At 46.1% G+C, this 22,301-nt stretch carries 19 protein-coding genes; 8 read left to right on the forward strand and 11 right to left on the reverse strand.

The genetic code is table 11. The annotated features are described in order from the left end of the window. Nucleotides 1-49 precede the first annotated feature (49 nt). Both motB and motA read right to left on the reverse strand, forming a co-directional pair. Nucleotides 50-856, reverse strand: coding sequence for a flagellar motor protein MotB (gene motB / locus AC58QT_RS18580; protein WP_310500772.1), 807 nt, complete (start codon nt 854-856; stop codon nt 50-52). Next, nucleotides 853-1,650, reverse strand: coding sequence for a flagellar motor stator protein MotA (gene motA / locus AC58QT_RS18585; protein ID WP_497410332.1), 798 nt, complete (start codon nt 1,648-1,650; stop codon nt 853-855). The genes motB and motA overlap by 4 nt, the downstream gene beginning before the upstream one ends. Before the next feature lie 368 nt (nt 1,651-2,018). Here motA and AC58QT_RS18590 point away from each other — a divergent pair, with 368 nt between their 5' ends. Beyond that, nucleotides 2,019-2,882, forward strand: coding sequence for an aldo/keto reductase (locus AC58QT_RS18590; protein ID WP_497410308.1), 864 nt, complete (start codon nt 2,019-2,021; stop codon nt 2,880-2,882). A gap of 79 nt (nt 2,883-2,961) precedes the next feature. On the opposite strand, the gene AC58QT_RS18595 is transcribed toward AC58QT_RS18590, so the two are convergent. The 6 genes from AC58QT_RS18595 to AC58QT_RS18620 all read right to left on the reverse strand — a co-directional run bounded on the left by AC58QT_RS18595 (nt 2,962) and on the right by AC58QT_RS18620 (nt 10,640). Continuing rightward, a complete protein-coding gene (locus tag AC58QT_RS18595; RefSeq protein WP_497410309.1) occupies nt 2,962-3,459 on the reverse strand; it encodes a metallophosphoesterase family protein in 498 nt (165 codons plus the stop codon). A gap of 150 nt (nt 3,460-3,609) precedes the next feature. Beyond that, the gene (locus tag AC58QT_RS18600; RefSeq protein ID WP_310500768.1) at nt 3,610-4,371 is read right to left on the reverse strand and encodes a DeoR/GlpR family DNA-binding transcription regulator; all 762 of its coding nucleotides are present in this window, start codon (nt 4,369-4,371) and stop codon (nt 3,610-3,612) included. A 9-nt stretch (nt 4,372-4,380) separates the two neighbouring features. Next, a complete protein-coding gene (rhaB, locus tag AC58QT_RS18605; RefSeq protein ID WP_497410333.1) occupies nt 4,381-5,883 on the reverse strand; it encodes a rhamnulokinase in 1,503 nt (500 codons plus the stop codon). Beyond that, entirely contained in the window at nt 5,877-7,097 is a 1,221-nt protein-coding gene (gene rhaI / locus AC58QT_RS18610) for an L-rhamnose isomerase (RefSeq protein ID WP_497410310.1), read from the reverse strand. The genes rhaB and rhaI overlap by 7 nt, the downstream gene beginning before the upstream one ends. Before the next feature lie 26 nt (nt 7,098-7,123). Then, nucleotides 7,124-9,193 (reverse strand): bifunctional aldolase/short-chain dehydrogenase, encoded by a 2,070-nt coding sequence (locus AC58QT_RS18615; RefSeq protein ID WP_497410311.1) that lies wholly within the window; start codon nt 9,191-9,193, stop codon nt 7,124-7,126. An 811-nt stretch (nt 9,194-10,004) separates the two neighbouring features. Then, the gene (locus tag AC58QT_RS18620) at nt 10,005-10,640 is read right to left on the reverse strand and encodes an SLOG family protein (protein ID WP_497410312.1); all 636 of its coding nucleotides are present in this window, start codon (nt 10,638-10,640) and stop codon (nt 10,005-10,007) included. A gap of 242 nt (nt 10,641-10,882) precedes the next feature. On the opposite strand from AC58QT_RS18620, the gene AC58QT_RS18625 reads away from it, so the two are divergent. The 5 genes from AC58QT_RS18625 (at nt 10,883) to AC58QT_RS18645 (ending at nt 15,127) form a co-directional block, all read left to right on the forward strand. Further along, complete coding sequence (locus AC58QT_RS18625; protein ID WP_310500755.1) at nt 10,883-11,317, forward strand: methylglyoxal synthase; 435 nt, start codon at nt 10,883-10,885, stop codon at nt 11,315-11,317. 85 nt (nt 11,318-11,402) lie between these two features. Continuing rightward, on the forward strand, nt 11,403-11,783 hold the full coding sequence (locus tag AC58QT_RS18630) for a YmaF family protein (protein WP_497410313.1): 381 nt from the start codon (nt 11,403-11,405) through the stop codon (nt 11,781-11,783). 137 nt (nt 11,784-11,920) lie between these two features. Then, the gene (locus tag AC58QT_RS18635) at nt 11,921-12,808 is read left to right on the forward strand and encodes an AraC family transcriptional regulator (RefSeq protein ID WP_497410314.1); all 888 of its coding nucleotides are present in this window, start codon (nt 11,921-11,923) and stop codon (nt 12,806-12,808) included. Nucleotides 12,809-12,935: 127 nt separating this feature from the next. Further along, the gene (locus AC58QT_RS18640; protein ID WP_497410315.1) at nt 12,936-14,285 is read left to right on the forward strand and encodes a DUF455 family protein; all 1,350 of its coding nucleotides are present in this window, start codon (nt 12,936-12,938) and stop codon (nt 14,283-14,285) included. 32 nt (nt 14,286-14,317) lie between these two features. Continuing rightward, complete coding sequence (locus AC58QT_RS18645; RefSeq protein WP_497410316.1) at nt 14,318-15,127, forward strand: sugar phosphate isomerase/epimerase family protein; 810 nt, start codon at nt 14,318-14,320, stop codon at nt 15,125-15,127. Nucleotides 15,128-15,192: 65 nt separating this feature from the next. On the opposite strand, the gene AC58QT_RS18650 is transcribed toward AC58QT_RS18645, so the two are convergent. Both AC58QT_RS18650 and AC58QT_RS18655 read right to left on the reverse strand, forming a co-directional pair. After that, complete coding sequence (locus AC58QT_RS18650) at nt 15,193-16,215, reverse strand: dienelactone hydrolase family protein (RefSeq protein ID WP_497410317.1); 1,023 nt, start codon at nt 16,213-16,215, stop codon at nt 15,193-15,195. Nucleotides 16,216-16,236: 21 nt separating this feature from the next. Then, the gene (locus AC58QT_RS18655; RefSeq protein ID WP_497410318.1) at nt 16,237-17,523 is read right to left on the reverse strand and encodes a Gfo/Idh/MocA family oxidoreductase; all 1,287 of its coding nucleotides are present in this window, start codon (nt 17,521-17,523) and stop codon (nt 16,237-16,239) included. Between the two features lie 176 nt (nt 17,524-17,699). Here AC58QT_RS18655 and AC58QT_RS18660 point away from each other — a divergent pair, with 176 nt between their 5' ends. Then, nucleotides 17,700-18,521: a helix-turn-helix domain-containing protein gene (locus AC58QT_RS18660; RefSeq protein WP_497410319.1), complete on the forward strand. Its 822-nt coding sequence runs from the start codon at nt 17,700-17,702 to the stop codon at nt 18,519-18,521. Here AC58QT_RS18660 and AC58QT_RS18665 read toward each other — a convergent pair. After that, nucleotides 18,469-19,389, reverse strand: a complete 921-nt coding sequence (locus tag AC58QT_RS18665; RefSeq protein WP_497410320.1) for an AraC family transcriptional regulator — start codon at nt 19,387-19,389, stop codon at nt 18,469-18,471. The two genes, AC58QT_RS18660 and AC58QT_RS18665, sit on opposite strands and share 53 nt — an antisense overlap. Nucleotides 19,390-19,537: 148 nt before the next feature. Between AC58QT_RS18665 and yicI the strand changes: the two genes are divergently transcribed. Next, entirely contained in the window at nt 19,538-21,868 is a 2,331-nt protein-coding gene (gene yicI / locus AC58QT_RS18670) for an alpha-xylosidase (RefSeq protein ID WP_497410321.1), read from the forward strand. The last annotated feature ends 433 nt before the right edge of the window (nt 21,869-22,301 follow it).

Below are 22,301 nucleotides of genomic sequence, written 5' to 3' on the forward strand. Positions count from 1 at the left end.
TTATGGGATTTCGGCTTTTTTATGTACTCAATATGTACGCAGGATCGCTTTATTTGGCTATTTCATCGGTTGCTTTGATGTTACGCAGAATGCTTACTTCCACTCGACGATTCTTAGCCCGGCCATCGGTTGTCGCGTTGTCAGCAATTGGACGGTACTCTCCATAACCTACTGAGGAATAAGACGCAGGTTGAATCTTCGTGTTAACGAGTAATATTTTCATAAAGTTCACGGCACGCTTGGCACTTAAATCCCAATTCGTTTCAAAATCTGCCCGGTGAATAGGAATATTATCCGTGTGTCCAGCCACCTCTACCTGATAGCCAGGGTATTCTCCCAACAGATTCGACATGGACGTCGCCAGCTTTTGAGACTCTTGCTTAATCGTGGCAGAACCGGAATCGAACAAAGCCTTATCACTAATCGTAATCGTGAGCTTCTCATTATCCAGCTTCGTCGTTAGCTGCTCACTCATCTTGTTTTCTTTAATAAAAGCATCCATACTTTCTTTTAATTCTTTGAGATCCTTCTCTTCTTTCTGGAGTTTAGCAGCTAGTTGGCTTTCGGTTTTACTCTCTTCATTTGCAGGTGGATTCTGGCTCTTATTATCATTTTTCGGAGAATTTGCAGGATTATCTATAGGAATTAAGTTTGACATCGCGAAGGGCGCTTCCCCCCCGTTAAAAGCACTATTTAAAGAACGCATGATCGCGTCATATTTCTTCTGATCCACCTGTGTTGAAGCAAAAAGGATAATAAAAAGGGCAAGTAATAAAGTTAATAAGTCCGCATAGGGAATGAGCCAGGTTTCATCGATATGTTCCTCATGATCATCGTGCTTCTTTTTTTTACTCACTGTCCAGATGACCCCTCCCTCGTGCCTTCTTCATAACTCTCGCGGTCTTTATTTGGAACGAAAATCATCATTTTTTGCTTCACTGAATTGGCGGAAACGCCAGATTGAATAGAAAGCAAACCCTCAACCACCATAAGTTTGATTTCTACCTCTTTCTTGGACTTCTGCTTCAGCTTGTTTGCAAAGGGGTGAAACACAACATAACCTAAGAAAATACCGAACATGGTAGCAACGAACGCCGCCGAGATCAAGTGTCCTAATTTCTCAATTTCACTCAAGTTACCAAGAGCAGCAATAAGTCCAACAACGGCACCAAGTACCCCTAATGTAGGCGCATAAGTACCTGCTTGTGTAAAAATGCTCGCAAATTTTTTATGTCTCATTTCCATCTCAGCAATATCTTCAAGAAGTACATCACGCACAAAGTCAGGGTCATTCCCATCGATAATCAGTCGCATACCACTTTTCATAAAAGGATCAGAGAGCTCCTCGGCCTGTTTCTCCAGAGAAAGTAATCCCTCCCGACGCGTAATGCTCACCCAGTTAATGAACGTCTCGATCAGTTCCTTTTTTGGCATTAATTTCTGTTCTGTAAAAATGATCTTTAATAATGCCGGGATTTTCTTGATTTCATCCAGTGAGAAGGCTATGAACAGCGCAGAAGCTGTTCCTCCGAAAATGATTAAAGCAGCCGCAGGATTCAATAAAGCAGCAAGACTTGCACCTTTTAATACCATACCCAAGCCAATAGATATTGCAGCCAACACAATACCAATAATTGATGATTTCTCCATCTTCATGCACCTCTTTAAGTATTTGATTTTATGTCATTCCATCTATGTATTTCAACCTGAATTACCAAAATTTCGACAAAAAATGACGGTATACCTTCATAATAAGTTTTATTGCGCATTACCACAATCCTTTTTCGTATAAAGATAGGTCTAAAGACCCATTCGTTCATAAATTCGATCAATTTGGGTCGAATCCTGACGAACATTCTGTCTTATTTAAGTTAGATGAGGATCCCTTGAATTCCTGCTTGTTTCGCTCTCTTATGTAAATCTACACAAGTGTAGTAAAATTGGTATGTCTTGGTATTCATTTTGGGAACGATAAATCCGTACAACTTCAGCACCCCACTGTAGGAGGAATGATTGGATTGGAAAAAAGACCTTTTGGCCGGACGGGAGTCCATGTCCCCTTATTAAGCTTTGGCGCCCAACGTATTGTAGATGAACATAACTGTACCGAGGAAGAAGCGATTCAAATCGTGAATCGTGCAATCGATGAAGGAATTACCTACTACGACACAGCACCTAGCTATTCGAAAGGGCAATCCGAAGAACGGTTAGGTAAAGCACTAGCCCTGCATAAGCGCAGGGACGAAGTATGGATTGCAACCAAGACCAATGATCGAACACGGGACGGTTCTTTGCGACTTCTTGAAGACAGCTTGAAACGTCTACAGACGGATCACGTCGAGGAGTGGCGTCTACATAACATTATGAAAATGGAAGAGCTGGAGCAATGCTTTGCCAAGGGAGGCGCACTTGAAGCCTTGATCCAAGCGAAGGAACAAGGCATGATCAAGCATATCTCGATCAGTGGTCATACGAATCCACAAGTTCAGTTGGAAGCGATTGACCGCTATCCGTTCGACAGCGCACTTGTCGCGCTCTCAGCCGCTGATCACCTTGTCTATAGCTTCGCTCATGAGTTTCTGCCAAAAGCCAATGAGAAGGGAATTGCGGTCATCGGCATGAAGGTCATGGCGCTGGGAAAATTGGCACCTTGGTATGAAAAGGCTTTGCGCTACACATTGTCTTTGCCGATTTCTACAGCCATCGTAGGTATGGAGTCTATGGAACAACTAGAGCAGAACCTAGCGATTACGAAAAACTTCGAGCCCATGAACGATCTGGAGCAGCTCGATTTCCTGAAGGAAATTATGCACCTAGCAAATCCAGATGTGCTGAAGTGGAAATCGACGGATTGGGTGTCTGGTGAGTGGTACGTCCGTTAAAAACAGTGAAAGCCCGATAAGCTCATATGAGCCTCTCGGGCTTTTGTTTATTACCGGGAAACGCTAATGTAACAGTCGACTACTCTTTGGAATCAAAGAAGAAATGCTCCGCCTTCCACTGCTCACCTAATTGAAGAATGCCATACGAATAGCGGGGCTGCCTTCTTTTATCCGTAGGCGAACCTGGGTTGAACATGATTGTCCCTTGCACCTTTTGTAGAAATGGGATGTGCGAGTGTCCGAAAATAATCATCTCCGGCCGATCAGCCTCGAACGCCTCACGCGCTCTTTCTTCTGTCGTTTTCCGGAAACCATCTCCATGAATAAGTCCAATGCGAAAATTACCGAAGGTTAGTAGTCTCTTCTTCCCGAACCTCTCCACAATGTCATCACCGTCATTGTTACCAGCTACCGATTCACAAGGTGCAATCTGCTCGACAAGATCGATGACATGCTCACTGACCCAATCACCTGCATGAATGATGAGATCTACTCCCTCTAAGCCTGCAATCAGAGCATTGGGCAGCTTCGTGGCACGGTAAGATAAATGTGTATCTGCTATTACGCCTATTCGCATCCCCTTAACTCCTTCCCATTACAACTAGTCATTAAAGGATATACTAGTCAGGAAGGAGTAGGAATGCAACTAAATCCATTACGGCTTCATGTGCCAAACTTACCAACAGCCGCCCCACGATACATGGGACGGCTGTTGGCGCATACGTTACTAATCCAATTGGCGGACTTGCACGCCTTTGTCTCGAATCCGATCTAGCGCTTCCTTGCTCGTGAGTCGATCTGTAAGGACATGCTGAATCTCCGACCATCCTGCCACTTGTGTTAAAGCTTGCGTACCGAATTTACTATGGTCAGCTAGCAGATAGGTTTCATCTGCGATGCTAATCATTTTGCGCTTAATCAACGCTTGCAGCTCATTCGATTCGCTGATACCGCGCTGCACATGGACCCCTTTGCAGGAAAGGAACAGTTTGTGCGCATGGTACATATCCAAGGATCGCTCCGATAATGGTCCCACGTAGGATAATGATTTTGGAGAAAGCAAGCCGCCGGTGGAGATGACTTGAATTTTCTCTTTGCCGCTTACTTCAAGAGCAACCTTCATCGAATTGGTGATGATGGTAATCGCCATGTCGGGAATCATTTTCGCCATATACCAAGCAGTCGTACTCGCATCCAGAATGATGCGGTCTCCTTCTTGAATATGTGAGATAGCTTCCTTTGCAATGCTATTCTTAAAATCCGCGTGAGCCGTCTCCCGCTCCATGAAAGGAACTTCGGTCTGCGCCTCCTTCACACTCACCGCACCGCCATGGCTGCGCATGAGCTTGCCTTCGGCTTCTAAGCGATCCAAGTCACGTCGAATGGTTTCTTCCGTTACTTGGCACAGTTCACTCAGCTCAGTTACACGAATGCTTCCTCTTTCATTAACTAATTGAACGATTCTCTGCCATCTTTCTGCTACCAGCATCGTTACCCCTCATTTCACCGTCGATCGGGAGGCCACATCACAAAACGCTGTATACGCCGCCTGCCAACTCGCGCCATCCTCTGGATGATACGTCTTGACTGGGAACGAATTCCGAATCAGCTTCCTGGCTTCGCGTAAATTCGCGATATACCCTAGTGCTATCCATTGTACTACAAGGTTTCCTAAGGCACTACCCTCTACCGGTCCCGCCCACACTTCACGCTGTATCGCACTCGCCGTGAACTGACAAAGCAGCTCATTCTGAATGCCGCCGCCAACGATATGAAGGCCGCGATATGTCTTGCCTGAAAGCTGCTCTGTTCGCTCTAAGATAAAGCGATACTTCAGCGCTAAGCTTTCCAGGATGCAGCGCACGATTTCACCATCGGTCTGTGGCACAGTCTGCCCGGTGTCACGACAATACTTCTGAATTTGCTTGGGCATATGAGCAGGGTTAAGGAACATATCATCATCCGGATCGATGAAGAATTGGAAAGGTTGTACGGCTTCCGCTTGCTTCACAAGCTCAGCGAAGCTGGCTGTTTTGCCTTCTTTTTCCCACGTCCGCTTACATTCTTGAATGAGCCAAAGTCCCATGATGTTCTTCAATAAGCGATTCGTTCCGTACACGCCGCCTTCATTCGTGAAATTCCACGCTAAGGCTTGTTCCGTGAGCACAGGCTTCGCCGTTTCAGTCCCTAGCAATGACCACGTCCCGCAGCTTAAGAAAGCGAAGTCCTCATCAAGCGCTGGAACGGCAACAACGGCTGACGCTGTATCATGCTCGCCAACGGCGATGACAGGAATGGAAGGAACATCCAGTTCCTCACAAACAGCTGTGCTCAGTGATCCCACTCGTGTCCCTGAAGCGACTGGAGGCAAGAAAATCTGTTCTGGAAGGCCAAGCTGACTAAGAAGGGATGTTTCCCACGTCAAGCTGGTCGCATTCAAGAGCTGCGTCGTCGTTGCATTGGTGAATTCACTATGTTTCTCACCTGTCAGGAAGTAACGCAACAGGTCTGGAATCATCAGGAAAGTTTCCGCTCGGCTTAACAAATCTGGATTGTTTTTTTGGATTGCATACAGCTGGAATATCGAGTTGAATTGTAAAAACTGTAGCCCTGTTAGCGCATACAGTTTTTCGCGACCTATTTCGCTTATCACCTTTTCCATGATGCCATCTGTTTGGTGATCCCGATAGTGGTAAGGATTCCCCAATAGCTCGCCGTTAGCAGCAAGTAGTCCAAAATCAACCGCCCACGAATCAATCGCTAAGCTTTCGATCTGGGAGTAGCCTAAATGCTTCGTTTGTAAAATGCCCTGCTTCAGCTCATGAAGCAACCGCAAAATGTCCCAATGCAGATGGTTGCCCACCTGCACGGGATCATTGGAGAAGCGGTGAATTTCCTCGATCGTGATCCGGCCCGTTTCAGAATCAAGGCGTCCGACGATCGCTCTGCCGCTGCTTGCTCCCAAATCAAAGGCTAGAACTGTCGATGGTGTACTCACCAGCTTGCACCGCCTTTGCCACGCGCATTGATTTTTTCGTCATAGCCGCTTGCTAAGTAAGCCTTCATTGGGTCAACCGGCACGCCGATTTCTTCACGAACAGCCTGTAGCAAAGGCGTTACATCGAATTCGAATGCTTTACGAACCGCATCCTCAGCACCAAGAACATCTTGGTTCTCTTGTGCAGCACGAACTTCTTCAAGGTTAATCAGAAGCGCTTTCGCATATTGCGTTTGTACGTTAAGTACGGAACGCAGCATCGCAGGGATTTTACGCTCAATGTTATGACTTTGGTCGATCATGTACGCAATATTATCAGCAGCTTGACGAATTTGCGGGTTCTTGTCGTTAGCAGCATCAATGATTTGGTAGAAAATCAAGAATAATTCATACGGATTTACAGATCCCACAATAAGATCGTCATCCCCATATTTACGGGAGTTGAAGTGGAAACCGCCTAATTTATTTTCATCTAACAAGTAAGTTACGATGTGCTCGATATTCGTCCCTTGCGGGTGATGCCCTGTATCTACAAGGACTTCAGCTTGTGGACCCAATTTGTTTGCCAGATTGAACGCCATACCCCAATCAGCTAGGTCCGTGTGATAGAACGCAGGCTCATAGAACTTGTATTCAATTAACATACGCATGCTAGGTGACATCGCGTTGTACATTTCTTTCAGTGACTCATACATCCATGTTTTACGAGCGCGAATGTCCACTTGTCCTGGGTAGTTGGAACCGTCAGCAAACCACAAACTCAACACGTCGGAACCTACTGTTTTGGCGATATCAACGCACTCTAGCAAGTGGTCCGTCGCTTTGCGGCGAATTGCTTCATTCGAGTTCGTCACACTTCCGAAGATGTAATCATCTTCTTGGAAAAGGTTCGGATTCACCGCACCAATGGAAACGCCTAGATCAGATGCATGCTGCTTCAGCTTCGCGTAGTCGTCCACTTTATCCCATGGGATGTGGATCGCAACCGACGGGCAAATACCCGTCAGTTTGTGCACTTGCGCAGCATCTTCGAATTTCTCAAAGGGATTACGCGGTACGCCTGTTTGTTGATAAACTTTGAAGCGTGTTCCTGAATCCCCGTAGCCCCATGATGGCGTCTCAACTTTTATCGCTTTCAGCTTCGCTTTGACTGCTGCTATATCAATGCCTCTCAGGGCTTGTTGCTCTTCGAATAATGCGTAGGCTTTGTCGCTCATCGGTTTGTTGCCTCCTATTAGTTGAATTAGCGTGTGAAGGCAGCAGGTACGCCACCATCAACAGTAATCATGCAACCTGTTGTTTTAGCTGCTTTGGATGATGCGAAGTACACGATAGCTTCTGCTACATCTTTCGGGAAAATGTTTACAAGCAGCGTCGTTCTTTTGCGGTAGTGCTCTTCTAGTTGATCCGGTTCGATTCCGTAAGCAGCGGCACGCTCATTGCGCCAGTTGGAGTTCCAAATCGCTGATCCTTGAAGGATCGCATCTGGCAATACGGAGTTCACGCGAATTCCGAATTCGCCGCCTTCTGCCGCGATACAACGAGCCAAGTGAATCTCAGCTGCTTTAGCTGTTGAATATGCGGAAGCATTTTTACCAGCAAATACGGAGTTTTTGGAGCCAACGAATACCATGCTGCCGCCGACTTTTTGTGTTTTCATAATTTTAAATGCTTCTCTAGCCACTAGGAAATACCCTGTGCTAAGCACGTTCATGTTCAAGTTCCACTCTTTAAGCGATGTTTCGTCAAAAGGACTGGAAGTCGCAAGACCCGCATTGTTCACGATGATATCAATACCGCCGTAGCTAAGAATGGATTCACGGAATGCAGCTTCTACTTCTTCTTCTTTCGTAACGTCCATGCGAACAGCAATCGCTCTGTTGTCGCCATATTGTTCGTTGAGTTCTGCTGCAAGTTTCTGAGCACCTTCAAGGTTCAAGTCAGCAAGCACTACGTGTGCGCCATCTTTCAAGAATTGACGAGCCGTTACGCTTCCGATTCCGCCTGCACCGCCTGTGATGAAAGCCACTTGACGGGAGAATTCAGCTTCTGCTGGAGCAAGTGTTAATTTATAAAGTTCAAGAGGCCAGTACTCGACATTGAATGATTCATTTTCGCTTAGGGATACGAACGTTCCAAGTGCCGTAGCGCCTCTCATAACGGAAATTGCACGGTGGTAAAGCGCGCCGCTGATTTGAGCCATTGCCCAACTTTTGCCTGTGTTGATCATCCCGATTCCTGGAATAAGGATAACACGCGGAGCTGCTTCATTGATAACGTCGCCTTCATTTTTGTTACGGTCAAAATAGGCTTTGTACTCTTCTTTGTAAGCTTCAATTCCGGCTTTCAAAGCTTCTGTCAAGCTTTCTGCGTCGCCAGTTGTCGGATTCCAATCGATATAGAGTGGCTTCATTTTCGTATGAACCAAGTGATCCGGGCAAGCTGCACCTACTTGGGATAGCGTCGCTGCATCACGGCTATTTACGAATTGAAGTACATCGTCTGCACTATCAATGGTGAGGATCATTCGCTTCTCGTTGCTTACCGCACCGCGAACGACTGGAAGAACTTGAGCCAGTAATTCGTTGCGAGCTTCCACGCTAAGGGATTCGTATTTGGAACCGCCATATAGGTTCGCTTCATTCACGCGAGCTTCGATGAAGCTTGCTGCTTCATTAATAATGTCAATTGTTTTGAGGTAGCTTTCTTCGGACGTTTCGCCCCAAGTAACTAGACCATGTTTCTCCATAAGGACAAGCTCAGCCTTTGGATTGTTGCGAACGCCATCAGCGATCATTTTGGAAAGTGTAAAACCAGGACGCACATAAGGTACCCACACGAAACGGTCGCCGTAAATTTCTTTCGCAAGCTCACGTCCATTGTGTGCACAACATAGCGAGATAATCGCATCTGGATGTGTATGGTCCACGTTTTTGAATGGTAAGAAGGCATGCAAAAGTGTCTCAATGGAAGCACGCGGGTGCTTGCTGTCGATCATACAGTTCGCAAGGTAAGCAACCATTTCTTCGTCCGACATTTCGTCACGCTCGATCAATGGACGAATATCTTCCATACGAAGACCTGTGAAATTCTTTGCTTTCATTGTTCCAAGGTCCGAACCGGAACCTTTTACCCACATGACTTCAACATCGCGACCACGAAAATCTTTCTCGATTGTTTTGTAAGAAGTGTTGCCGCCGCCCCAGTTACAAACAGCACGATCTGTACCTAATAAATTAGAACGATAGACAATTTCCTCTACACCTTTCGATACTGCATTCGCCTTTGAAGCTTCCCATAAATTCGCAACCATTTAAGTACCCTCCTAAGTTTTACATCCCATGTGTATGTGTTTGTTTTTGATGGTTTCATCATAACATATCTTTGTTTATTTTTGAATAATTATTTTTACGTTTGTTTCCAAAGGATAGAAACACAGATATTTCTGTTGTTGTGTTATGAAAATGAAGGAATCAACTTGATTAGGAGGAGGAAATTTCAATGATGTAGGGCGGAAAGGACAATCGTTGCTGTGCTAATCTGTGAATGTGTGGGTTTTCTTTGGAATTCCACTTGGATGCTCTAGCAGAGAAATAACTGGAAAAACTGGAGGTAACTCTGGGCAAAATCTTGATAATTGCAGGCTCGGTTGCGCAACGGCACCAAGTTCGCTGTGAGACGTCGAAAGTAGCTGTCTCAGCTAAACAAACTAGTCTTAACGACGAAACGCGGCGCTGAGACGGCGATTATTGCAGGCTCAGTAGCGCATCAGCAACAAGTTCGCTCTGAGACGTTTAAAGTTGCAGGCTCAGCTAAGCAAACTAGTTTAAAATACGAAAGGCGCAACCTGAGACGTCGATTATTGTAGTCTCAGTAGCGCATCAGCAACAAGTTCGCGCTGAGACGTCGATTATTGCAGGCTCAGTAGCGCATCAGCAACAAGTTCATTCTGAGACGTCGAAAGTTGCAGGCTCTGTAGCGTACCAGCACCAAATATCCGTCTCAGCTAGTGCTTGATCTTAGTTGAGTACCTATGGTGTATGGGGCGTTGGTTCGATGTTTGTGAAGTAACTATTATGCACGAAGGTATGCTTAGAGGTCCTTCTTTTCGGAAGTCAGACAGCCTAGATGTCATCATCATAATGCCACTTATCTCCCCCGCTTCCGGTACTGCCCGAGTCACCTGGCAGGTCATCCTGCATGTCGCCAGGATAATCCCCCTGTTCATCCTCGGCTACATTTTGCAAATCAAAAGCGTTGATCGTCATAATCGGATACGTATGGTTGGCCGCGATTTGAGCTGCCTGCAGCTTCATAAATTTCGGTGAACCTTCTGTCTCTTCATCATAGACAAGCAAAATACCGTCTGAATTGCGTAATAGAAACTTGTCTCGTTCTTTGAATTGCCAAGGTCCCTCATATTTGATCTTCGTTACACTGTTCACGTAATTTGCACGCTGCATGACATTCGCATAGCAGCCTTTTTTATCATCGCTCCACTTCTCCTCCTGCTCTAGAAATGGTGTAATGACAGCTAGCTTAAGCTCGGGATGCGTACTCTCTCTCAGTTCAAGCACAGCTTCTGCTGCCCAGAGCTCTACGCCCCATTGGCCAGAGACGACGACCCACTCAAGCCCATCATCCAACAAAGCAATGAGTCGTTTTTGAATTGCTTTTTTGATTATGGCAATGCCAGGATGCTTTAGCGAAAATATGCCCAGCTCATTTGCTTTATATCCTGTAATAAGTACTCGTTTCAAGGAACTCACCCCTTGTTGATTATCCTAAAAGGTTAGCATAGAAAGAACTATTAAGAAAGATTCTGCCCTCCGAGTAACATTTACGTTAGTTAATGTGACATAATTATTATTTCCCACATTAAAATCAAGAATAATTGACTGAATTTTTCAAAATAATGATTGAATTTCACGGAAAATTAAGTTAATCTGTATTCAACACCTAATTAAATGTCATATAATTTAACATAAGGAGCGAGAATAAAATGAATATTGCACTTGTTGCTCATGATGTTTACAAAAACTTACTCGTGGACTTTGTCATTGCTTATAAGCATATTTTTCAAAAACACAAGCTTTATGCAACGGGCACTACAGGCAGAAGAATTAGTGAGAGCGCCAAGCTCGATGTCATTCGATTGCGCTCAGGTCCATTCGGTGGAGATCAGCAAATCGGGGCTATGATTGCGATGGATGATATTGATTTGCTTATCTTTTTTCGCGATCCCATCTCAGCGTTAGGACACGAACCCGATATTACTGCACTCCTTCGCCTTTGTGATGTTCAACAAATCCCACTCGCTACTAATCTAGGTACAGCAGAAATGCTGATCAGAGCCATGGAAAGCGGCTTCCTCTCTTGGCGTGAAGAAATTCGAAAATATGACTCACCACGACTTAATGGTACGGAACACAAATAATGTAGGGATAAGCCATTTAACCGGGGCAAGTCCACAATGATTTGCATATTTTAATATCATCTCTTGTTGAAAGGATGATAGAATAATGGCAAAAATCACACAAGGATCCGGTGGTCCTGTACAATTTAGACATCGCATGGAGGGCTTAACTTCACGTGTAGAAAATCACCGGCATTCTTTCGGGAATTTGAGTGATATCGTAATTCCAGAAGACGGTAGACACCGCCATACCTTCCAAGGGATTACGACAACTGCTGACGGGCACCGTCATTCCTATTCTGGACGCACAGGGCTCAACATCGGTGTAGGGCCAAACCATTTTCATCGTTTCCAAATTTCAACAAACATTGCAGATGGACATCGCCACATCATTTCTGGAAGAACAACAGGTGTCATTCGTCTCGGTGTCGTCGTTGGACACAAATTAATTATTGAGAGCATCGTCCGTCAAAAGGTAAAAAAATGACAAGAAAAACTACTGAACACTGTTCAGTAGTTTTTCTATTTATAACAGCAAGCGTGATAACATGGTGTACAGTCTCACTTATTTTTTGTACATTAAAAGAAAGTGCATTTGTTTGGGCACTGGAGAGGCGTGTGCCTATGGACAAGCAATTGCCCCATGTCATAGATCAAGAATTTAACCGTTCGCTTAGTGATTATCCCGTTTATTGCAAAACCAAGCGTGATGCGGCAATGATGGCATTTATCCATGCTCATGACGGCTACGAGTTTCACTTCCCTTGTTCGTCCGTCGGAATATGCGTAGTTGATGGACAACAACTTGAGTTTGTTCCTGGCAAACTGACCATCATCCGTCCGGATGCTTATCACTATATCCGCTCAACCCAGACAGTGGAGTACTCACGGATCGTACTATCTGTCGATGAGTCCTATCTCCGGGAACTGTCGGTACAAGAGTCTGTTGTATCCGGATTAGTGGACAATTGGTTTCCAACGGAGCAGATTGTCGCGGTGCAGCTTCACATGGAGTCCAAGGAAGAAATGGAGGCGGTCCAATACCTCCTGCGTACGATCGAGAAGGAGCTTGATCTACGTCGTCCTCACTTTCAATTGATCGTAAAGGCAAGATTGTTGGAGTTGTTTGCGATACTTGGCAGGCAAGCCAGCTTGGATCTCGCCAAACGATTGACACTCCCACCTTCTTATCGTCAATTGATGACGGAGGTCGCGGATTACATAACAGCCCGTCATAACGAGCCGTTATCGATGGATGAACTAGCAGAGACTTTTCATTTGTCCAAGTCTTATTTGCACAAGCTTTTCAAGCAACATACAGGGCTGACGCCGCATCAATACCAAATGTTGGAGCGGATCAATCGCGCAAAGCTTCTATTGAGTGAGAGCGAAGAGCCCATCACGCATATTTCATTGACCCTTGGATTTGGCGAGATGGCCTATTTTAGCCGATGCTTTAAGGAAATGACAGGCGTGTCGCCGAGCTTTTATCGAAGAAGTATGCGGACTTGACCATAGAATCTGTGCCCTTCTAAGAATTGTAGAGGATAATCCAACTAACAGATAGTGGTGTGCAAGCGTGTTCATGATTTGTCTGTTACTGTTGATGTAATCACATTAATAGAGGTGCATGATGACAATGGATGCGAACAAAATAATTATGGTCGACGTTAATGACGTGGGCTTTCTGGATAACACAGAAAATCGAACAGGGGCGTTTATTCGTCCAGTTGATACCGCGCTTATGCTGAAGGATTGCTATTGGATTGAGTTCGAGTTATCCCGTTTGGCGATGGGGTGGGTAACAGCTGCCCCTAATTGGGAGTGGAAAGGCGAACTGGTCCGCATGGGCTATCTACACACTGAACACATGAAAAAGCTTCGACAGCGGATTGACGAGCTACCAGGCGCTGCGCTGAGCGACCGTTCTTGGACGCCGGAGAGAGTCGCAGAAGTGTTTTTGGCCGTGTCGCTGGCACCTGCTTTTGCCGAATTCGCATTAGCTTACCGGAGCTTTGTGAGTAAGCTTTATAACCGTTATACTTGGCTCGCTGACGCGCTTGATCCTATTCTAGAGGAGCCGACGCTAGACGCGTTGCGGGTCATCGAGTTGGATCGAAAGCGACTCATCGATTGGGCAGATCCGCATGTCCGCTTCGCTTACGTAGACGATTCAGTGAGCCGTGTGCGCTTTGACAGTTGGCGGCAGTATGTCGATCGAATGTGGGACGAAATGTTCACAAAGGGAGCAAGTCCAGCGACGGATTGGGCGGAACGGCTGCAACATCCCCCTGCGGGTCCTGTGCCGGCAAATCCGGCTGTCGACCCCAAATATCCGCACGTCGATCTGACCAAATATAAAAGCGCCATGTTTGACCCAAACTCGCCAACCTATGATAGCGTAAAACATATGATATTTATCAATGCCAGCGAAATGTCGGCGACCGAAAGTCTTACGTACTTGTATTATGGCGTGCAAAAAATGCCGATGGACTTCTATCACGATATTGCTCGGCATACGTGGGACGAAGCGCGTCACAGCCAAATGGGCGTGCGCAGGTTAAAGCAGTTGGGCTATCGTACCGAAGATTTCTCTTGGCATCCTTCAACCGCACTGACGCCAGACAATTTGGAGCGAACATTTCCTGAGTTTTATTCAAGCTTAACGATGGTGATGGAGCCATGCTCGTTTATCAAAAAACGCAAGTCGGTGGAATCCTTTAAGGATCACGGTGACAATTTGTCTTCGCTGCAATCTGAGTATGATATCGCTGACGAGCGGATGCATGTTCAGTTCGGCAAGCGTTGGGGAGCGAAGCTGTTCGAACATATCGATGACTTCGTTACTGCGCAGTCCGTTGCCGAGAAGGCCAAACAGCTGCATTTGCAAAAAATGGGATACTCCCAGTCAGAAATCAATGGAGTCCTAAAAAGCTTTCCTGAATTTTGCGGGTTTGCCACAATGGATTTGAAATACGACCGCTATTAAGTACCCGTGTAGTTCAATAAGGAGGCATAGGCTTGAAGACGATCATAGCAAAAGCATTTTGGGGTATGGAAGGCACCACAGAAGAAAAGATACGCCGAATCGGCGAAGGTGGATATGATGCCGTCGAGGCACCTGTTCCGGATACGATGTCGCCAGGGGCATTCCGATTGCTGCTCGATGAATACGGTTTGAGCTATATTGCCCAAATGGCAACTACCGGCGGGGATCAAGCTGCAGAGCATGCCACTTCTTTTGGCGATCGGTTGCGACAAGCAGCCGAATACGACCCCTTATTCGTTAACTGTCATACAGGACGGGATCGCATGGAACTCGATGAACAGTTACGCTTATTTGAAAGCGCGTTAAAGAACGAAATGGATGTCGGTATAGCCGTCGCCCACGAGACACATCGCAGCCGCTGCATGTACACACCATGGACGACCGCAAAGCTACTGAAGTCGTATCCGGAATTGAAAATATGTGCGGATTTCAGCCATTGGGTATGCGTCACGGAGTCGTTCCTGCAGGCAAGTGAGGCTGATTTATCACTCGCCATTGAGCGAGCACTGCATATCCATGGTCGTGTAGGTTATATCCACGGTCCACAGGTGTCAGACCCCCGTGCGCCCGAATTCGCCCAAGAAGTACGTGTGCACGAAGGCTGGTGGAAGCGAATCCACGAAGCGAGGCAGGCAGCGGGAGTCGAGCAATTTACATTTACACCAGAATTCGGTCCCCCAGGCTATATGCACACGCTGCCTTACACACGGCAGCCAGTGGCTGATTTATGGGAGGTATGTGACTGGGGCCGCAACCGAGTGCCTGTATGGATTGGCCAATAATAGCGTTCGTATATATTACCAACGCACAACAGGCTGTCCCCACTGTGATGGGACAGCCTGTTCATTCAACGTTTTAATACCTCAACCAACCACGGATACGCCTGACTCCCATTAACTTGATGAACACCCTCATAGAGATGAACACCGAAATGTTCGCTAGCATTAACTTCCGCATACACTTGTTCCAAATACGAGACGGCCGTTTCCACTGTTTCAATAGGAAATATAGGATCCTGTCTACCCGAAGCAATGAACAAGGGACGCGGAGCAAGCAAACCTATCAATTCAGGAAGCTCCGCGTAGTCAAGCGCACCAGGTAGATAGTTATCAATACAATGTCGTACCGCCATAATGCTACCTTTGAATGTATTGGTGAACGCACATAGAACTGTAGCTCGAATGCGTTCATCCAAAGCGGCCGTATAGGCAGCGAGCAGCCCGCCCCCTGAGAACCCGAAGCAGCCGATTCGACTTGCATCTACGTCTTCACGTGACACCATATAATCAAGCGCCCGAATTGCTTCTTGCACACGCAGTCCAGCCAACGAAAAGCCATAAAGGATAAGATGGGAGGCAAGCGTCTGACAAGACGAATTGCCGACTTGCCCGTCACGTTGATCCGCTTCCAATCGCCGGTCACCGAACCCAATGATTTCCGGAACGACAACGATGAAGCCACGTCTCACCATTTCCAACGCATAATTACCATGAACATCCGCTGCACCTGTATGCGCAGTGCCATCAGCTCGCAAACCAACGATCTGTCTGCTGCCAAAGCCATGCCCATGCAAGGCGAGTACGGCGGGCAATCTCCCCACCGCTCCCTTCGGCAGCAACACATAACAAGGTACTCGGAAACCCCATAACGTACCAAATTCGACCCGTTCACGAACGTGATCCTCGAGCTCCACACGTTCAAGAAGAACAGGACGAAGCTCGTCCTGCCCTTCCATTGGTACTGATAACGACCTCGTTAAACGCTTTTTCATTTGGTCCTTCGTCAGTTCCGCCCATTCAGCACGCTGCTGCTCACGCTTCAATGCGAAGGAACGATAGAGATTCTCCATGCTAGCATCTGGATTCCACATCGTTCATTCCTCCGTCAAATCTTAAAATTTAACGAGCTTATCTACAGCAACTGGTTGCCCGGTTCGAAGTGAAATATTGCCAGCAATCCCGGTTAGAATGGACATTGCCCCATCTACATGTGAAGCCGCACGTTTGAAACGGTCATCCGATGGCTTATCGAAGATATCTTTCAACAATACAGGATCTCCGCCGCCGTGACCGCCGACTCCTTCTTCAATCTCTACTTGATAAGGTGCTGCGAACATTGGGAATACGGTAATGGTTTTACCTTCCAATGCACCCTCATCTGCTTTTTCTCCACCAGCGTTCACGTAAGACTTCTCAACAACTTTCATTTCAATACGGCCTTTGCTGCCATTGATATTCACACTGAAGCCTTCCCAAGGCAAATACGCGTTCAAGGAATACGTGAGGATTGCTTTATTTTTATAACGCACCATCACACCCATCGTATCTTCAATGGAGATCCCGTCGCCAAACACGCTTTGATCACGTTGATAACCATCTTCATGCTCAGCATCCAAATACAAGCCCTTCAGATTCGGATTGCTGTCTAAATGCAGGGCAAAAGGATCTTCTTTCGCATAGGCGTTCCCCGTCGCACGTTGGTAAAACTTCGTTTCTCCACGCTTCTCAGCATTCGCTTTCCCGTAGAACATCAAATCGCCCATGGCGAAAACCGTCTCCGGCTGTGTCCCTAACCAGAAGTTCACTAGATCAAAGTGATGCGTTGACTTATGCACAAGCAAGCCGCCGCCATTGCGCTTATCGCGATGCCATCTGCGGAAGTAATCTGCACCATGTTGGGTATTTAACAACCATTCAAAATGCACAGAGTGCACATCACCAATTGTTCCGTCCATAATGAGCTCACGAATTTTCGTATTGTGCGGAGCGTACCGGTAGTTAAAAGTTACACGAAGTTGTTTGCCTGTCCGTTTAATCGCATCCAGAATTTCTTGGCATTTCTCTTCATCAACGGTCATTGGCTTTTCTGAAATAACATCACAGCCAAGCTCCATCGCTCTAATAATGTACGTATGATGTGTACGGTCTACCGTTGTAACGATGATCGTATCTGGTTTTTCTTGACGAATCATTTCTTCGAATTGGTCCGCCTTGTACGTAGGAACAGCATGATATTCATATTTATTAGCTAGTAAACCGTTCGTGAAATTCATCCGTGTTTGGTTAATATCACAAATAGCTACAAGCTCTGATGTATCTCGAAAATCCTTTACCATGGAGCCATAGAAGAATTCAGCTCTTCCTCCAGTACCTACAATCGCATAACGTGTTTTAGTCATTCGTAATCATGCCCCTCTCATTTAAGTACCCTTACATGTCATACTGCAAGATTAATACAATATTTGTTGTGTTTCTAATCAAATATTACTTAATCACATCATTTCCTTGCATATATTGCTATTCAAAGGGATGTGGTAAAATAGAAAGCAGATTCCGATTCAGAGAGGTGTCCACGTTGATTTTTTACGAGATTGAAAGACTGCGCAGAGAGCAATCCTACTCGATGCCATTGAATCATTTTCATGATCATTATGAAATTTATTATTTACTTAGCGGTAAGCGTTACTATTTCATTCAGGATCGCTCTTATTTGATGCAAGAGGGTGATCTCGTATTTATCGATAAAAATAAATTACACAAAACGATCGACGCCAACTCGCTTCCGCATGAACGTATCTTACTGAGCTTTAATGACAATTGGGTGCCTGCCAAGGATCCTGATTATCAGGAGACGGCACTCGCTCCTTTTCGGCAAAAACATATTATCTTTTCGCTGTCAGGCGCCAATCGAACACTTGTTGAGAACCTGCTATTTAGCCTAATGCGCGAGCAGCAGCAAGCACAGAAAGGTTGGGAACTGAATAGTAAAGCACTGCTCACACAATTGCTCGTCTTCTGCGCGCGGCTCATTGATCAGCAGGGTCCAACGGAAGAGCATCCACAGGCTCATAATCCTAAAATATTCGAGATTGTCTCCCATATTAACGAGCATTTTCAAGAGCGCCTTAGTCTAGCGACGATTTCAAAAAAATTCCATATTAGCCCCAGCTATTTCTGCCGGTCATTCAAGGAAACAACTGGATTCTCCTTCGTTGAATACTTAAACAATATTCGCATACGAGAAGCGCAGCGGCTGCTAAGGGAAACGAAGTTAAAAGTTATTCACATTGCCGAACAGTCCGGGTTCGATAGTGTTGCCCACTTTGGACGTGTATTCAAGCAAGTTACTTCGCAAACTCCTCTGGAATGTCGGAAAATGATGCATCTGGGGCTGTAATCAATTGACGGTACGCCGTCGGTGTCATCTTTTTTAGGGCTTTGAACGTTTTGATAAAATAACTTGGACTTTCAAAACCGACCTCGCTTGCGACATCAATAATGAGGATCTTCGGATTTTCTAGACACTTCATTGCCTTCTCGACTCGATACAAGTTGAGATATTCGATAGGTGTCTTTTTGACGATGGCTTTGAAAAACCGGCAAAAATGACCTTCACTCATTGAAATGATAGAAGCAAGCTCTGGAATGAGAAGACGTTCTCGGTAATGCTCATGCATATGCTGGAGCACCGGCTTGATACGCTCAATTTTGCTAGCTTGCATGGAGCTGCGCGGCAAATCCGACGACCGTTCACCAAGTGGCAGCAATACGGCAAATATAGCAAGCAAATCCGCTTTTATTTTGAGCTCATACCCATACGGCGTCTCTTCATATTGCTCGATAATGTCCGTGAGCAGCGTAAGGACGTCTTGTTCCCAGTTCACCTTTGATCGGAAAATGCCTGGCAGGATCAATCGTTGTTCAAGCCAAGGCTGCATGTATTTTCTTTGGATCACATCATAAGCGCTGCTGCTGAGCAGTTGAGGATCGCAGACAATCGCATGAAAATAGGCAGGTTCTTCATTCGAAGGATAACAGGCATGCAGCTGCCCGCTTGGAATGAGCACCCCTTCCCCCTGGAGCAGCTCTAGGTTGATGGAGCCGATATGAAAGGATGCACTTCCTTGTGTCATATAGATGAATTCAATTTCTTCATGCCAATGATAGTTGAAGAAAACATCATTTACTTTTTCCACACGGTACACACTCAGCGGAAACATGAGATCGCCATGATTTCGATCCTCATGCAAAGATTCTAGATTCATTGCCGCATGACTCCTTTGATCAAAATTGTTATATCACGATATCAACATTATGCAAGACAAATATATCATACTCCCAGTATGATTTTGCTAAAGAAGATTTCATTGTATCAATATCGTTATATATTTCGATTACAAGGAGATGGCACTAGTGAAATTTAGTGATGGTCAATGGATGACTCGCAAAGAGTACCAGATTATTAGTCCTGTTGAAGTACATGATACCTACACAACCGATCATTCTCTTACCCTATTTGGACCACCGAAGCCAATCACCAATCGTTCAGGCGAGTTAGATACCCCATTAATTGAAGTTAAATTGTCCTCTCCGATAAAGGATGTCATTCGTGTTCAGATTTTTCATCATAAAGGTAAAAAACAAGTAGGACCGTATTTCGCAATTAACACCGACCCTGAGCTCGCCGTCCACATCGAAGCCAATAAGCAGGAAGCCAGCTTGACCAGCGGCAGCTTGCGCGCAAGCATTCGTAGAGACCAGCCTTGGCATCTACAATTCGATTATAATGGGCGCAAGCTCACTTCCAGCGGCTTCAAGAACATTGGCTACGTGATCTCTGAAAATGCAACCACCTATGTCCGCGATCAACTTGATCTTGGAGTTGGTGAGTACGTTTACGGTCTTGGCGAGCGGTTTACCTCATTTGTCAAAAACGGTCAGAGCGTTGATATTTGGAACCGTGATGGCGGGACCAACTCTGAGCAGTCCTATAAAAATATTCCATTTTATATAACGAATAAAGGGTATGGTGTTTTCGTTAATCATCCTGAGAACGTTTCCTTTGAGGTTGCTTCTGAGAAAGTTTCGAAGGTGCAATTCAGTGTGGAAGGCGAGTCCTTGGACTATTTCCTCATTGGTGGGGCTAATTTGAAAGAAGTCCTTGGCAATTACACGACGTTAACGGGAAAGCCAGCCTTGCCGCCTGCCTGGACATTCGGACTCTGGTTAACTACTTCCTTCACGACGAATTACGACGAGTCAACGGTTACTAGCTTCATTGATGGGATGGCTGAGCGGGAATTGCCACTTCATGTCTTCCACTTTGATTGCTTCTGGATGCGCGAATTCCATTGGTGTGATTTTGAGTGGGATACACGTATTTTTCCCGAACCTGAGAAGATGCTGCAGCGCCTCAAAAACAAGGGTTTGAAAATTTGCGTATGGATTAACCCGTATATCGCACAGCGTTCTCCTATGTTTAGTGAGGGCATGGAAGCAGGTTATCTCCTGAAGCGACCTAACGGAGATGTGTGGCAATGGGATATGTGGCAACCAGGGATGGGTATCGTGGATTTTACGAATCCTGCTGCGTGCGAATGGTATGCCGAAAAGCTGCGGAGGCTGGTAGATATGGGGGTTGACTCCTTCAAAACTGACTTTGGCGAACGTATTCCGACCGATGTCGTTTATCACGATGGATCCGATCCTGTTAAAATGCATAACTACTACACGCAGCTTTACAACGAAGTCGTCTTCCATGTTTTGGAAGAAAAGCTTGGCAAGGGAGAAGCCGCTTTGTTCGCTCGATCCGCAACGGCTGGCGGCCAGCAGTTCCCCGTACATTGGGGAGGAGACTGTACAGCCACCTACGAATCAATGGCCGAAAGTTTGCGAGGCGGATTGTCTCTTGGACTCTCTGGCTTCGGATTCTGGAGCCATGATATCGGAGGCTTTGAAAGCACTTCAAGCGCAGACCTATACAAGCGTTGGGCCGCATTTGGACTGCTATCCAGCCACAGCCGTCTGCATGGCAGCCGCTCGTATCGAGTTCCGTGGATGTACGATGACGAAGCTGTAGATGTATTGCGATTCTTTACAAAGCTTAAGAGTACACTGATGCCTTATATTTTCCAAACGGCTGTAGATGCCTCCAAGCTTGGCTTGCCATTGATGCGTGCCATGGTACTAGAATTCGCCAATGATCCAACCTGCGATTATCTTGATCGACAATATATGATTGGCGACTCACTCCTCGTTGCTCCGATCTTCGATGAATCAGGTATCGTCAGCTACTATCTGCCGGCTGGCACATGGACTCATTTCTTAACCGGCAAGCGTGTCGAAGGAAATCGTTGGTTCAAGGAGCATCATGATTATCTGAGCATCCCTTTATGGGTAAGACCTAACACGCTATTGGCAGTTGGAACCGTGGAGGAGAAACCCGACTACGATTACACAGCTCACAGCGAGTTCCACCTCTTTGAGTTGGAAGACGGACAAATAGCAACTTCCCGCGTGTATCATCCGACGACGAAGGCTGAGTCTATACTTACGGTTACGCGCAGTGGAAATGTCCTTCTAGTTGAGGCATCTGGTGACGTTAACGACCATGCATGGAGCATCGTGCTTAGAAGCGCCTCCTCGACACCAGTGGTGGAGAATGGCACCGTTGCTACACATGCATTCGGCGTGCGAATTACTGCTGACCATGCGGGGGCCGCGGTTCGTATAACAACCTGCTGAGGCATCGCTTACTTACCAGTCCCCTCTTCCCCCACCGCCGTGGTGACAACACCAAAGAGAAACACGGCTGCTCCGTACGCGGAAAGTTAGCATCTATAAAAAAGATGCGAAAATGCATCTTTTTCCACTAGAGAAGTCGCGGTTTATCAGTAAAGATGCGATTTTGCATCTTTTTCCACCGCATTTCTCCTTTTTATGGCGTATCGGTAAAAAAGGATGTATTTTCGCAGCAATTCCTCGATATACAGTCTATTCTCCTTAAAAAGGATGTATTTTTGCAGTTCTCTGCTCATTTCGAGATGCTTAATGGGAACAAAATACAATCGAGTAGGCCCATGCGCTATTGCATGGGCCTCTCACAGTTCCGGACATGCGGGTCATCGCATCCGGCTCCTCCAGATCTATCCCCGCTGGGGATGAAGTTCTTTGTAAA

Source organism: Paenibacillus sp. J31R109 (assembly GCF_059692055.1).

Bases quoted from the DNA above. Each gene is read 5' to 3' on its own strand.
- motA (WP_497410332.1), bottom strand. From the start codon at position 1,650: ATGGAGAAATCATCAATTATTGGTATTGTGTTGGCTGCAATATCTATT.
- AC58QT_RS18595 (WP_497410309.1), bottom strand. From the start codon at position 3,459: ATGCGAATAGGCGTAATAGCAGATACACATTTATCTTACCGTGCCACG.
- AC58QT_RS18600 (WP_310500768.1), bottom strand. From the start codon at position 4,371: ATGCTGGTAGCAGAAAGATGGCAGAGAATCGTTCAATTAGTTAATGAA.
- rhaI (WP_497410310.1), bottom strand. From the start codon at position 7,097: ATGAGCGACAAAGCCTACGCATTATTCGAAGAGCAACAAGCCCTGAGA.
- AC58QT_RS18615 (WP_497410311.1), bottom strand. From the start codon at position 9,193: ATGGTTGCGAATTTATGGGAAGCTTCAAAGGCGAATGCAGTATCGAAA.
- AC58QT_RS18625 (WP_310500755.1), top strand. From the start codon at position 10,883: ATGAATATTGCACTTGTTGCTCATGATGTTTACAAAAACTTACTCGTG.
- AC58QT_RS18630 (WP_497410313.1), top strand. From the start codon at position 11,403: ATGGCAAAAATCACACAAGGATCCGGTGGTCCTGTACAATTTAGACAT.
- AC58QT_RS18635 (WP_497410314.1), top strand. From the start codon at position 11,921: ATGGACAAGCAATTGCCCCATGTCATAGATCAAGAATTTAACCGTTCG.
- AC58QT_RS18640 (WP_497410315.1), top strand. From the start codon at position 12,936: ATGGATGCGAACAAAATAATTATGGTCGACGTTAATGACGTGGGCTTT.
- AC58QT_RS18650 (WP_497410317.1), bottom strand. From the start codon at position 16,215: ATGTGGAATCCAGATGCTAGCATGGAGAATCTCTATCGTTCCTTCGCA.
- AC58QT_RS18655 (WP_497410318.1), bottom strand. From the start codon at position 17,523: ATGACTAAAACACGTTATGCGATTGTAGGTACTGGAGGAAGAGCTGAA.
- AC58QT_RS18665 (WP_497410320.1), bottom strand. From the start codon at position 19,389: ATGAATCTAGAATCTTTGCATGAGGATCGAAATCATGGCGATCTCATG.